This is a genomic window from Prevotella sp. khp7, assembly GCF_900109055.1.
Classification (GTDB): Bacteria; Bacteroidota; Bacteroidia; order Bacteroidales; family Bacteroidaceae; genus Prevotella.
This window is the reverse complement of sequence record NZ_FOIV01000002.1, coordinates 723186-736035: the sequence shown is the minus strand read 5'-3', so window position 1 is coordinate 736035 and position 12850 is coordinate 723186. Positions and strand designations below refer to the sequence as shown.

The window sequence follows — 12850 nt, the reverse complement described above, 5'->3', positions numbered from 1 at the left end:
GCAGCATTTTCTTTATCTCCAGCCCTCGTTCAAACGTTTTCATCTACAGTAAAACAACTTGTTTTACCTTCAAAGAGACTATCCTTAACACCCATAGAGACTATCTGAACACGAACAAAACAACTTGTTTTGTACCGAAAGGGATAATCTTTACCCGGAGTAAACCCCAAGTTTAGTATATGGACATTGCGCTTTATAGTGCAAACGTTTGCATTTGGAAGACTTTAATAACTAAGGAGTTAGAAGAACAACGAAACGGATTATTTCGTAACTTTGCACACAAAGAGTAACTAAAAGCAATTCGGATATGAAGATCGTTTTCAATCTCGAGTACCAGACCACCTTTGGTGAGGAACTGGCATTGAACTTCCTACTGGACGGGAAGGCGGAGCAGCACAAGATGACTACCCTCGACGGAGTGCATTGGATGTGCGAAATAAGCAAGGCCGCTAAGACAAATGCGCACCTTGATTATTACTATTGTGTGATGCGAGGAGACAGCGAGGTGCGGCACGAGTGGCTTGTGGAGCCTCACAGGCTGGACATCTCGGCAAAGAAGGGCACAAACTATATGCTGTACGACCATTGGATCGACATCCCTGAGGATGCCTATCTCTACTCCACCGCTTTTACGGAGTGCGTAGCCGCTCGCGGACTTCACGAGAGCGCACAGACCGACTATGCCAAGACGGTATGTCTGAAAGTGCGAGCCCCTCAGTTGCGCAACAATGAGCGCCTGGCCATCATCGGTGAGGGCGAGGCTCTTGGCAATTGGGAGTCGAAGCGTGCCATCAGCATGACGGAGCACGAGAACAACGAATGGACAGTCAGTCTTGACGCCGCCACGCTGCCACAAGCCTTCGAGTTCAAGTTCGTAGGCCTCGACGAAGAGGTCGACCTGACACCGCTCTGGGAAAACGGCATGAACCGCACCATTTCACTGCCCGAACTGAAATCGGGCGACGTGATAGTTTACGAGCTGCCACAGGCTTATTTCCCAGTTTATCCCTGGAAGGGCGCAGGAACGGTGATTCCCATCTTCTCGCTTCGCAGTGAGGGCAGTTTCGGCGTAGGTGACTTCGGCGACCTGAAGATGATGATTGACTGGTGTGCCAAGACCAAGCAGAGAATCCTGCAGGTCTTGCCTATCAACGACACCAACATCACGCATACTTGGCAGGACTCATATCCCTACAATAGCATCAGCATCTATGCCCTGCATCCGCAATACACTGACCTGCGCCAGTTGCCAAAGCTGAAAGATGAGGCGAAGCGTAAGGCGTTTGAGGCCCTGCAGAAAGAGCTGAACGCCCTGCCACAGATAGACTACGAGCGTGTGAACAACGCCAAGATGGACTATCTGCGCGAGATTTATGCCCAAGAAGGTACTAAGACGATGAAGACAAAAGCCTTCAAGGAGTTCTTTGAGCAGAGCAAGGAGTGGCTGGTGCCTTATGCCGCCTTCTGCCACTACCGCGACCTCTACGGAACGGCCACCTTCTCTGAGTGGCCCGACCATCATGAGTTGCCTGAGGCAGAACGTGAGGCGATGACGAAACCAACCACTAAGTTATACAAAGAAGTGGCATTCTGGTATTTCGTACAGTTCAATCTCGATCAGCAAATGCGGGCAGCCCATAACCATGCCCGTCAGCAGCGTGTGATCCTGAAGGGCGACATTCCCATCGGCATCAGTCGCGACGGCGTAGAAGCCTGGGTAGAGCCAAAATACTTCAATCTAAACGGTCAGGCCGGAGCCCCGCCCGATGCATTCTCTGTAAACGGACAGAACTGGGGATTCCCCACCTATAACTGGGATGCGATGATTGAGGACGGCTGCTCATGGTGGGTACGTCGTTTCCGCAAGATGGCTGAATATTTCGATGCCTACCGTATTGACCACGTACTCGGTTTCTTCCGTATCTGGGAGATTCCCATCAACGCTGTTCACGGCCTACTCGGTCAGTTCTCTCCCTCACTCGGCATGACCCCCGAGGAGATTGAGGCTTACGGCCTGCATTTCCAGGAAGAGCTCTTCACCAAGCCCTTCATTGCAGACTGGACACTGGAGAAGATCTTCGGCGAGAAGGCCCAATACGTAAAAGACACTTTCCTGAATCATACCCATGACGACATTTGGGAGATGAAGCCCGAATACGACACCCAGCGCAAAGTGGAAGCAGCCTTCAAGGGCAAGACGGCACAAGAAGACCTGAACCTGCGCGACGGCCTCTATGCTCTAATCAGCGATGTACTCTTCATACGCGACAGAAAGGACAGCAACAAGTTCCACCCACGCATCGGCGTACAGAACGACTTTATCTACCAAACCCTCTGGGACAACGATAAGTTTACGTTCAACCGCCTATACAACGATTACTTCTATCGCCGCAACAACCAGTTCTGGTATACTGAGGCCATGAAGAAGTTGCCTAAGCTGACACAGGCTACCCGCATGCTTGTTTGCGCTGAAGACCTCGGTATGGTGCCCGACTGCGTGCCCTGGGTGATGAACGAGTTGCGCATCCTAAGTCTCGAGATTCAGTCAATGCCTAAGGACAACACCGTCCGCTTCGGTCACCTCTCACGCAACCCGTACCGCTCTGTCTGCACCATCTCAACCCACGACATGTCAACTCTGCGTCAGTGGTGGGACGAAGACGAGGCGCTGACACAGGACTATTTCAACTCTATGCTCTATCGTGGCGGCGCAGCACCTCACCCACTGCCCGACTGGTTGGCAAAGGACATCGTGAGCCGTCATCTCACCTCGCCCTCAATGCTCTGTCTGCTTTCATTCCAAGACTGGATGAGCATCAGCGAGAGCCTTCGCCTGCCCGATGCCAACGCCGAGCGCATCAACATCCCTGCGAATCCCCGCCACTACTGGCGCTACCGCATGCATATGAGCATTGAGCAGTTACTGGCTGCTGATGATTTCAACAATGAAATAACGACCCTAATCATACATAGTGGAAGAAAATGAAAAGAATTCTGTTACTGACAAGTTTAGCATTTATTATTTGTCATTTATCATTTAGCGCAAGCGTAAAATCGCCTAACGGCAACATCGAGTTAAAGTTTTCTGTGGATAACGCAGGCCGTCCTGTCTATGAGATGATCTACAAGGGGCGTGAGGTAATCAAGCCCTCGCACCTCGGCCTTGAGCTGGCAAAAGACAAGCATGCCTCAAAAGGGATGGACGAAACCAACCTGATAGACGGCTTCACCATCGCAAAGGAAGAGACTTCGACCTTCGATGAGACTTGGAGACCCGTCTGGGGTGAAACAGCCACCATCTGCAATCACTATAACGAATTGGCTGCAACGCTTTCACAACCTACCACTAAGCGTGAGATCCTAATCCGTTTCCGCGTATACGACGATGGTATCGGATTCCGTTATGAGTTCCCACAGCAACAAGAGCTCGTCTATTTCCTGATTCAGGAAGAGCGTACGGAATTTGCCATGGCAGGGGACCACACTGCCTGGTGGCTGCCAGGCGACTACGACACACAGGAGCAGGTGACACAGGAGACGAAGCTGTCGGAAATCCGCGGACGCATGAAAGAGGCTGTGAACTGGGGAAACTCCAGCGTGGCCGTATTCTCAGAGACTGGCGTACAGACCTCACTGCAGATGAAGTCGCAGGATGGTCTTTACATCAACATCCACGAGGCAGCCTGTCAGGATTACGCCACGATGCATCTTGAGTTGGTTGATGCAGAAACAAAGGCTTTCACCACTAAACTCGGCGGTGGCAGCAATGCCTACACACCTAACCCCAAGCCCTCTACCTATCCTCTGCCAAAACCTTTCACCTTCGTGAGTCATCTCACTCCTGACGCTACAGGACTGAAGGGTGCTATGCAGACACCTTGTGAGACCCCCTGGCGCACAGTGATGGTGAGTGATGATGCTCGCGACATGCTCGCAAACAATCTGATTCTGAACCTCAACGAGCCCTGTAAGATTGAGGATACTTCATGGATTCACCCTACGAAATACTGTGGTGTATGGTGGGAAATGATTGTTGGCAAGAGCACCTGGAACTATACCGACGATTTCCCCTCTATCAAGCTCGACCAGATAGATTGGAGCAGTGTGAAGCCTAACGGCCGTCATGCCGCTAACAACGAAAAGGTAAAGCGTTATATCGACTTTGCTGCCAAAAATGGTCTCGACGAAGTGCTCGTTGAGGGTTGGAACGTAGGTTGGGAAGACTGGGCCAATATGTGGAAGCGCGACGTCTTCGACTTCGTAACCCCTTATCCCGACTTCGACATTAAAATGCTTAACGAATACGCCCACTCCAAGGGTGTGAAGATTCTGATGCACCACGAGACCTCTTCGAGTTCGCAGAACTACGAGCGTCACATCAAAGAGGCTTACGAGTTAATGAACAAGTACGGTTACGATGCCGTAAAGACAGGTTATGTTGGCGACATCATTCCCCGTGGCGACCACCACTACTCACAGTCAATGAATAATCACTACCTCTACGTCATCAAGGAGGCAGCCAAGCACCACATCATGGTCAACTCTCACGAAGCCACTCGTCCTACAGGTCTCTGCCGCACATGGCCCAACCTGGTAGGTGGCGAGAGTGCCCGCGGTACAGAATATGAGGCTTTTGGAGGTTCTAATCCAGACCACACTTGTATTCTTCCCTTCACCCGTCTGCAAGGCGGTCCGATGGACTATACCCCAGGCATCTTCGTGACAAAGCTCTCTGAATGGAGCGACAACACTTCATGGGCACGTATCACCATTGCAGGTTCGCTGGCACTTTATCTGACAATGTATTCACCGCTGCAAATGGCTGCCGACCTGCCAGAGAACTACGAGAAGTTCGACGACGCCTTCCAGTTCATTCGCGACGTTGCCTGCGACTGGGATGACTCCAGATATCTGGAAGCGGAACCTGGCGACTATATCACCGTAGCTCGTAAGGCCAAAGGCACCGATAACTGGTTCATTGGCGGCAAGTGCGACGAAAACGGCCACAAGAGTGTCGTCAAGCTCGACTTCCTTGATAAGGGTCGTAAATACAACTGCACCATCTATGCTGATGCAAAAGATGCTCACTATGACACCAATCCCCAAGCCTATACCATCACCAAGCGTGTGGTTAAGGCGGGCGATGTACTGAAACTCACTGAGGCACCCGGTGGCGGCTTCGCCATTTCCCTGATTGCCCAATAGTAATATCAACGGCCAACCATAATTAAGAACCAATGAAGAAATTGATTTTTGCAGGACTATTGTCTATGTTGTTGCCCAATATGATTGCGGCTCAAGCTTTTCAAGAGATGACCTACACCCCGCAGGCCACCACGTTTAAACTCTTTGCACCCGACAACGCGAAGGTAACACTACGCATCTATCAGCAAGGAAAGGATGGTAAAGCCATCAAGACCGTGAAGATGCAGAAGACGGGGAAAGAACAATTCACTGCCACCGTCAAGGGCGACCTGATGGGTAAGTTCTATACATTTGATGTGGGACGCGGCGAATGTGCAGGCGTCTTTGCCAAAGCCGTCGGAGTAAATGGTAAGCGCGCCGCCATCATCGACATGAAGCAAACCAACCCAGAACATTGGTGCTGCGACAAGCGTCCTGTCACCAAGTCGCCTGCCGACCTCGTCATCTACGAGATGCATCATCGCGACTTCTCTATCAACCGTGCCGATGCCAAGTATCCGGGTAAGTTCATGGCACTCACCGAACCATGGGCCATCGAGCACTTGAAACAGTTGGGTGTGAATGCAATACATATACTGCCCAGCTACGACTACGGTTCCGTGGACGAGACGCGTCTTAACCAGCCACAGTATAACTGGGGCTATGATCCTGTGAACTATAACGTGCCAGAGGGCGGTTACTCTACCAATCCTTATCAGCCCGAAGTACGTATTCGTGAGTTCAAGCAGATGGTGCAAGCCCTCCACAAAGCAGGTATACGCGTCATTCTCGACGTGGTGTATAACCATACCTACGACATCGAGCACTCCAACTTCCAACGTACCTATCCCGACTATTTCTATCGTAAGACTGCCGACGGACAATATAGCAATGGTAGCGGTTGCGGTAACGAAACGGCCTCCGATCAGCCCATGATGCGTAAATTCATGCTCGAAAGTGTGAAATACTGGATTAACGAATACCACATTGACGGATTTCGCTTCGACCTAATGGGCGTTCACGACATCGAGACTATGAACCAGATTCGCCAGATGGTTAATAACATCGACCCCACCATCTATATCTATGGTGAGGGATGGAGTGCAGGCAGTTGCGCTCTGCCTAACGAGCAGTTAGGCATGAAAGCCAACATCGCTCAGATGCCAAGTATTGCAGCTTTCAGCGATGAGATCAGAGATGCTCTTCGCGGTCCGTTCTCTGACGATACCAAAGGCGGCTTTCTGGCTGGTGAGCCCAATTGCGAAGAGAGCATCAAGTACGGTATTGTTGGCGCTATCCAACACCCTCAGGTCGACATGTCTAAAGTCAACTACTCACAGACTCCCTGGGCGCTTGAGCCTACTCAGATGATCAGTTACGTTAGCTGTCACGATGACATGTGTCTTGCCGACCGTCTCCGCGCCAGCATCCCCAGCATTGCCGACGATGAACTCATCCGTCTCGACTTGCTTGCCCAGACAACCGTATTCACCTCTCAGGGCGTTCCTTTCATCCTCAGCGGAGAAGAGTTGCTTCGCAGCAAAAAAGGCGTTCACAACAGCTTTGAATCGCCCGACAGCATCAATCAGCTCGACTGGTCCAACAAAGCTAAGTATCCACAGGTCTTTGAATATTATAAGAACCTCATCCAGTTGCGCAAGAACCACCCCGCCTTCCGTTTAGGCAATGCCGACCTCGTGCGCAAGCACCTTGAGTTTATCAATGCCCCAGAAGGCACCGTTGCCTATCGATTGAAGAACTATGCAGGACGTGATGACTGGCGCGATATTATCGTCATTCTCAATGCCAGCAAGTCGTCTGCCGAGATCACCATTCCCGAAGGCAACTACACCATTGTATGTTGCGATGGTATCATCAATGAACAAGGCCTCGGCAGTCTTAAGGGCGATAAGGCAATAGCCGATCCGCAGTCAGCAATCATTATTCACAACTAAATATGAAACGACTCTTTATCTTTAGCTTACTTGTAAGCACAACGCTCACCACGATGGCAGCGAAGAAATCTGTGATTGACCGTATAGAACCCACCAACTGGTACGTCGGGATGAAGAACCCCTCTGTACAACTAATGGTCTATGGTCAAGGTATTCGTGATGTTGCCAGTGTGAGCACCGATTACCCGGGCGCAGTTGTCGACAGCATCGTTCGTCTCGACTCGCCCAACTACCTGCTTGTCTATCTGAACCTGAAAGATGCTCAGCCTGGTACCATGACACTTAACTTTGGTAAAATCAAGGTACAATACCTACTGAAACAGCGTGAGATGAGTGGCGACAAACGTATGGGATTCACCAACGCCGACGTCCTCTATCAACTCATGCCCGATCGCTTTGCACAGAGTGCTAATCATCCAAAGCAAATCAAGGGTATGCGCAATTATGTAGAGGATCGTACCAAACCGTCGCTCCGCCATGGTGGCGACCTGAACGGCATCCGTGAGCACCTCGACTACTTTAATGAACTTGGTGTCACCGCCCTTTGGTTCACCCCTGTTATGGAGAACGACTCTCCCGACAGCGAGAACGGCTTTTCCACATACCACGGTTATGCCACTACCAACTATTATAAGGTAGACCCACGTTTCGGTTCTAACGAGGACTACAAGCATTTTTGCGACGAAGCCCACGCGAAAGGACTGAAGATTGTTATGGACATGATTTTCAATCATAGCGGATTTGAGCACCCTTGGACCAAGGACATGCCATCTAAAGACTGGCTGAATGCTCCCGATTGGCTGGACGAGCAACCACAAAGTAAGTATCTGCAGACTAGTTACAAACTGACACCTATTGTCGACCCTTACGCTTCGGAGATTGACCTCAAGGAGACAACCGAAGGCTGGTTCGTACCCTCTATGCCAGATTTGAATCAGCATAATCCACACCTCCTGCGCTACCTCATCCAGAACAGCATGTGGTGGATTGAGACCGTTGGCATCGACGGCATCCGCATGGACACTTATCCTTATGCCTACGCAGATGCTATGGCCCAATGGATGAAAGAGATTAACGAAGAATATCCCAACTTCAACACCGTAGGTGAGACATGGGTCACAGAGCCGGCTTATACCGCTACTTGGCAGAAAGACTCGAAACTCGCTAAGACTAACTCTTACTTGAAAACGGTGATGGACTTCTCTTTCTACAACAAGTTCAGTCAAGCGAAGGAGGAAGAGACCGACGGTTTTGAGAAAGGACTGAACCGCCTTTACGGCTCGTTTGTATACGACTACCTCTACCCTAACCCGTCGAGTGTGATGGCCTTTATCGAGAACCATGACACCGACAGATTCCTAGGTGAAGGCAAAGACACACTGGCACTTAAACAGGCTCTGTCACTGCTACTCACTGTGAACCGCATTCCTCAGCTCTACTACGGCACAGAGGTTCTTATGAATGGCACAAAGGTCATTACCGATGGCAATGTGCGCAAGGATTTCCCTGGCGGTTTCCCTGGCGACGAGCATAATTGCTTCACCCGTGAAGGACGTACCCAAGCGGAACAGAGCATGTTCACATGGCTGAGCCGTCTGCTCCATTGGCGTCAGGGCAACGATGTTATCATCAAGGGTAAGCAAACGCAGTTCATCCCCTTCAACGGTATCTACGTCGTAGCCCGCCAGTATCAAGGCAAGACTGTCCTCACCATTCTCAACGGCACCTCGGAACCTGCAACCTTCGACGTTAGCCGCTACGCAGAGATTATCGGCAATGCCACCAAGGCCAAGGATATCCTGACAGATCACAACTACGACCTCTCAGAAAATCAGGAGCTTAAGCCCCGACAGAGTCTGATTCTGGAATTCTAAGATTGTAATAATACCCTCTCTTTAGGCGATGTCTTGGTACAAATCAGTACTAACCATCGCCTAAAGTGTTTGTAGCCTCAACCCTATCGATAGTCCGATAATATCTTTCAACGGCACGCTGCTATCCTGAATCTTTGAGCGAATGTAGAGGTCACACGAACTCACTTCATAGAACAATGTCATCTTGTTGAACCTTCTCCTCTTCTTTTCCGGAATCGTAAATGAGAGACGCTGTCCGAAGGCAATATTCAGACGAAACTTTGTCGACATGAAGTCGTAATAACTGTCGGGATAGCGGCTCGGCTGTGTTTTCCAGAATTCATGGCCGTAGACAGTATTGATGTAGATGCTCGCCGTAAGCGGCTCAATACTCCAACGTCCTTTTTCTTTAACACTAACGGACCTAGGCGTAAAACTAATGCTCCAGGGTATGTAGTTTTCTTTGAGGGTCATTGTCAGTTTGCCACGCGAAGAGTCATGGGCCGGTATGTAACCCAACAGTAAATCGGTCTCCCACTGCCCCCGCTTACCATAGTCCCAGCCAATACCTGCTGACGCAATTCCCATGTTTCCCGCATTCTGTATCACGAACTCCGTTGGAATGAGTGCCGCCCAATGCCTCTGATAGCGATGAATACGCTTATCATACTTGCTCTCTGGCACATCTTCTACGTATATACTGTCGCCAGCAATCACTTGCAGTGTACACGTCAATAGTGCAGTACTAAAAATAAATCTGCTCCACCTCATAGTCGTCGGGGGTTATAGTAAAAATACGATAGTTGCGGTGCTCTGCACAGTCGATAGCATAGAATATCAAGTCGTCGCCATAGATGCGACTCACTGTATCGTTGTGATCGTGACCATATACACAGCACATCAAACCAGGGAAGAAGTCGAGATAGCGGCGGAAGGCCTTACACACGTTGTTGTTGAACTGGTCGCTGTAAGGTGCCGCATGCATCACTACGATAGTACGGTCGAATCGGTCCGAGTCCTTCACCATCTCCGTTTCCATAAAGTCAAAATTGGGCACAGCTGCCATGTAGTCATACTCTGTCGCGTTGGTATTCAAACACACGAACTTCACTCGTGAGGCAATAAACGAGAAATCTTTTTCGCCATACATCACATCATAGGTCTGATCACCTGTGCCCAAATAGTCGTGGTTACCTATCAAGGCCACAAACGGACAATTAAGTTTCATTAGGATATCCCTTGACCATTCGTATTCCTTACCAGTAGCCGTATCAGTCAGATCACCACAATGCACTACAAAGTCAATGTCATCCCTATGGTTTATTTCTTCTACTTGATCACGCGCATCAGAGAGCCACAAGTGAGTATCACTGATAAAGGCGACACGCAATGTGTCCTTATCAGCAAAACGGCTTTCTATAACAGCCATCTGCTTCTTGTTGATGCCCTTCTCTCCATGCACGTCCACATCATATGGATGCGTGTCGAACATGTCGCTGCACGCCGTGATTAAAAACACGACAGGAACTATTAAATACCTTCTCATATACGCCACATTTTAAAATACTGCCACAAATATACAAAGTTTTTCCGATTCTGTATCATTTCCTGTTAGGAATAAAATTCTTTTATGCATTTCTTGACGAGATTTAATCAAAAGGAGGTTAAAAAAAATATAAAGATCTATTTATCTGACTTTTTTTTGTATATTTGCATCATCATACATGTGAATCTAAGAACAATATCATACCGACTGGCTATTGCCGCCCTTTTGACATCAAGTATCGTTACACAGAAATATAAAAACTAAAGATATGAAACAAACAATACTACTAATTATCATCACAGCTACCCTACTAATGATGGGCGCCTGTGACGAAAAGGTGAAATACAACAGCGAGGCCGACCATTTGATTGAGAGTGCCTACCAGACTAAGAATTACAAGCAACTAGCAACTATTGCCGACAGTCTGCAGAAAAAAGGTCAGCTCTCTGAAGCCGAAGCATACTACTGGCAGGGATACGCATACGATCGTATGAAGAGACTACGCACAGCCTCCTTTTTCTGGGAACATGCCATCAAAGCCGCCGAGAAGTCTAACGATCCGCGTGAGCTTTCTTATTATGCAAAATCAGCATGCCGACTAGCCAACGTGCTCACAATGCGTCGCGATGGAGAAAGCACACTGAAGATAGGTATTCCCGTAGCCCATCGATTAGAGTCGCTGAAATGTGACACCACCAGCGATTACGTTAACCTGCTCATTTACATCGGATGCTGCCAGATACACATGGACGGATCCAAAGATTCCGTCAATGCAAGTTTCAACCGTGCCTATAAGAAACACAAGGAAGACATTGAGGTACACCATAACGACGAGGCCTATAAAAACGCTTTCGCAGGAGTGATTAATATCATTTACAACTACAACGGCATTCAACACTACGAAGATGCCTTGAAATGGAACGAGCGTTACGGTAAGTTCATCACAGAGTACGAGCAACGTCAGGACGTTGATTCCAGCTATGTAGACAAACAATGGGCACGTTATGACATCTATCGTGCTGTGGCCTTACAGGGATTACGACGAAACGAAGAGGCAGCCGAGGCTTATCGCGATTTTCTAAGCACAAAATACAGTCTGACGTCTGAAGGACATATTCTAGCTAATGAATATCTGGAACTCGCAGGACGCTGGCAAGAAGCTGCCACCAACTACGAGAATCTCGACAAGATGTTTGAACTACGCAATATACAATACACCCTTGACAACATACAGAGTGTTGGTCTGCGTAAGTTCCATGCCAATCAGATGGCGGGACGTCGCGACTCTGCCATGGCTGTTAGTATAAAGATAAGTGAAATGCTTGATTCTGCGATTGCCAATTCACGACGCACTGAAGTTGAAGAGCAGGATACGACCAGGGCTAAACTGCAAGAAATCACTATCCATCAGGAATCAATCGTGCGCAAACGCATGACGGCCCTGATGATAGCCCTCTTTGTAGCTATCGGCATTTTCATTGCCTACATTCTCTATCAGATATGGATGCGTCACCGCATTTCAAAAGCTCATCAGGAGTTGGAGACTGCCTATAAAGAGGTAAAGACAATGACCTTCGAAAAAGAACGTCAACAAACTGAACAGCGGATCTTCCGCGAGATACAACTGGCTGACATACCACCTCTTGAGCCAAAGGATAAGAAGATGGCGTTCTGTGCAACATCGAAGACAAACGGTACGGCTACTGCCGACTTCATTGATTACCGGTTGAATGATGACAAACTATGGTTCTGTGCGGGCGGTGCGCAGGGCAACAGCGTCAAAGATTCGTTCTCTGCAGCTCTTGTCAAGTCACAATTCCGTTCTATGGCCGCACTGGGAATAGCACCAGAACAGATTGTAACAGCAGTAAACACTGCCATGACATCAGGCAACTACAGCCCTGTGTCGCTATTCGTTGGAGTACTGGAATTAACTACAGGGAGACTTCAATATTGCAATGCCGGACATCCTGCTCCCGTGCTCGCTGCTACTGAAATTGGTCTGTTACCAACTGCCAAAGAGGACGCTATAGGCGGTTCGGATGAATGTCGTACGTTTTCTACCCATGAGATTGTCTTGGAGCCCTCTAATATGCTTTTCCTTTACACCAACACACTTAGCAGTATCGAGAATGCCAACCACCGTAAGTTCGGCACAAAGCGCATACTTGGCGAGGCGCTCCAACAGAAGAAGACCAATGCTTCGGCTGAACTTTTCATACAGCATATGACTGAATCTGTACAACGTTTTATCGGCAACGATTCACACACACAGATTCCTCTGATGCTGGCTATACAATCAACACGCTAAT

Annotated in this window: 7 protein-coding genes; 5 read left to right on the top strand and 2 right to left on the bottom strand. The window is 49.0% G+C overall.

Annotation, left to right across the window (positions count from 1 at the left end; translation table 11 throughout):
* Positions 1 to 307: 307 nt before the first annotated feature.
* Genes BMX82_RS06485 through BMX82_RS06470 form a run of 4 tightly spaced genes read left to right on the top strand, consistent with a single transcriptional unit; the run spans position 308 to position 9013 of the window.
* Complete coding sequence (locus tag BMX82_RS06485; RefSeq protein WP_091767048.1) at positions 308 to 2986, top strand: 4-alpha-glucanotransferase; 2679 nt, start codon at positions 308 to 310, stop codon at positions 2984 to 2986.
* Entirely contained in the window at positions 2983 to 5205 is a 2223-nt protein-coding gene (locus BMX82_RS06480; RefSeq protein WP_091767045.1) for a glycoside hydrolase family 97 protein, read from the top strand. The genes BMX82_RS06485 and BMX82_RS06480 overlap by 4 nt, the downstream gene beginning before the upstream one ends.
* A gap of 32 nt (positions 5206 to 5237) precedes the next feature.
* The gene (pulA, locus tag BMX82_RS06475; protein ID WP_036913934.1) at positions 5238 to 7139 is read left to right on the top strand and encodes a type I pullulanase; all 1902 of its coding nucleotides are present in this window, start codon (positions 5238 to 5240) and stop codon (positions 7137 to 7139) included.
* A 2-nt stretch (positions 7140 to 7141) separates the two neighbouring features.
* Positions 7142 to 9013, top strand: coding sequence for a glycoside hydrolase family 13 protein (locus BMX82_RS06470; protein WP_091767042.1), 1872 nt, complete (start codon positions 7142 to 7144; stop codon positions 9011 to 9013).
* A 60-nt stretch (positions 9014 to 9073) separates the two neighbouring features.
* Here the strand turns inward: BMX82_RS06470 and BMX82_RS06465 are convergent, their stop codons facing one another.
* Positions 9074 to 9727: a hypothetical protein gene (locus tag BMX82_RS06465; protein WP_231622231.1), complete on the bottom strand. Its 654-nt coding sequence runs from the start codon at positions 9725 to 9727 to the stop codon at positions 9074 to 9076.
* Between the two features lie 10 nt (positions 9728 to 9737).
* Positions 9738 to 10538: a metallophosphoesterase family protein gene (locus BMX82_RS06460; protein ID WP_036913939.1), complete on the bottom strand. Its 801-nt coding sequence runs from the start codon at positions 10536 to 10538 to the stop codon at positions 9738 to 9740.
* 268 nt (positions 10539 to 10806) lie between these two features.
* Here BMX82_RS06460 and BMX82_RS06455 point away from each other — a divergent pair, with 268 nt between their 5' ends.
* A complete protein-coding gene (locus BMX82_RS06455; RefSeq protein WP_081911190.1) occupies positions 10807 to 12849 on the top strand; it encodes a PP2C family protein-serine/threonine phosphatase in 2043 nt (680 codons plus the stop codon).
* Position 12850 lies beyond the last annotated feature (1 nt).

Excerpts from the sequence above, each read along its gene's own strand:
- BMX82_RS06480 (WP_091767045.1), top strand. The coding sequence starts at position 2,983 with ATGAAAAGAATTCTGTTACTGACAAGTTTAGCATTTATTATTTGTCAT.
- pulA (WP_036913934.1), top strand. The coding sequence starts at position 5,238 with ATGAAGAAATTGATTTTTGCAGGACTATTGTCTATGTTGTTGCCCAAT.
- BMX82_RS06485 (WP_091767048.1), top strand. The coding sequence starts at position 308 with ATGAAGATCGTTTTCAATCTCGAGTACCAGACCACCTTTGGTGAGGAA.
- BMX82_RS06470 (WP_091767042.1), top strand. The coding sequence starts at position 7,142 with ATGAAACGACTCTTTATCTTTAGCTTACTTGTAAGCACAACGCTCACC.
- BMX82_RS06455 (WP_081911190.1), top strand. The coding sequence starts at position 10,807 with ATGAAACAAACAATACTACTAATTATCATCACAGCTACCCTACTAATG.
- BMX82_RS06460 (WP_036913939.1), bottom strand. The coding sequence starts at position 10,538 with ATGAGAAGGTATTTAATAGTTCCTGTCGTGTTTTTAATCACGGCGTGC.